The 1,045-nt window shown below is 77.7% G+C and carries 1 pseudogene; it reads right to left on the reverse strand.

What is annotated here, in order from left to right:
- Positions 1 to 1,045, reverse strand: a pseudogene (locus JNW87_RS41965) (DUF3488 and transglutaminase-like domain-containing protein); the annotation flags it as partial.

The raw sequence follows: 1,045 nt of genomic DNA on the forward strand, positions 1-1,045 counted from the left end.
CGGGTCCTCCGGGGTGGGCCGGAAGTCCTCCTCCACCGGGCGCGGCGCGGAGTCCGGCTGCGGCATCGGGTCGAACGGCACCCAGCCGACCCCCTCGAAGAGGACCTCCGGCCAGGCGAACGCGTCCGCCGCGCGGACCGGACCGTCCCCGCGGGGCTCGAAGCCCACCACCACCCGGGTGGGCAGCCCGGCCAGCCGACCCAGCACCGCGAACGCCGCGGCGAACTGCTCCGAGGTGCCCCGCTGCCCGCCGCCGTTACGCGGGCCGAAAAGGAAGAACGCCAGGTTCGGGTACGCGTGCCCGCTCGCCGCGTCCGCGGTGACCCGGTAGTGCTCGGCGAGGAACTGCTCGATCGCGGCGGCCCGGGCGTACGGGGCGCCGTTGGACTCGGCGAGCTGGGCGGCGAGCCGGCGCAACTCCTCCGGCGCCCGTCGGCCACCCGCAGCACCCGGGACACCGCGTCGCCGGCCGGCACGTTCGCCGTGGCCAGCAGGTTCCCGTCGGGGCGCTCCCGGAGCGAGGTGACCGTGTAGCGCAGCCCGGGTGCCAGCCCCTCCGGCCGGATCAGCGTCCCGGTCGCCGGGTCGTACGCCACCCGGGCGCCGGTGATCTCCCGGGGCGTGGCGACCGCCGGCAGCAGCCGCCCGGTCAGGTCGGCCACCGTGATCTCCTGGCGGACCGGATCGGTGACCCCGCCCGGGGCCGGCTCCACCGCCGGCAGGATCCGGCCCGCGTTGCGGTAGGTGGCCCCGACCCGCCAGGTCACCCCGTCGTAGTCGCTGAGCACGGCCAGCCGGATCCGGGCCGGGTCCCGCCCCGACCCGCCCGCCTCGGTGCGGACCTCCAGCAGCCGCTGGTCCGGGTTCAACGCCCAGCCGGAGACCCGGATCAGCGGGTTCTCGTCCAGCGACTCGACCTGCGGTGGTTCGACGTACCGGCGCGGGTCCGCGGGCGGTCGTCCACCTGACCGGCCACCACCGGGGCGAGCAGGGCGGCGAGCCGACCACCGCGGCCACCCCCGCCGCGCCGGCGGCGAGCAGCCGG

The sequence above is a fragment of the Micromonospora sp. ATA51 genome (assembly GCF_016802855.1).
Classification (GTDB): Bacteria; Actinomycetota; Actinomycetes; order Mycobacteriales; family Micromonosporaceae; genus Micromonospora; species Micromonospora sicca.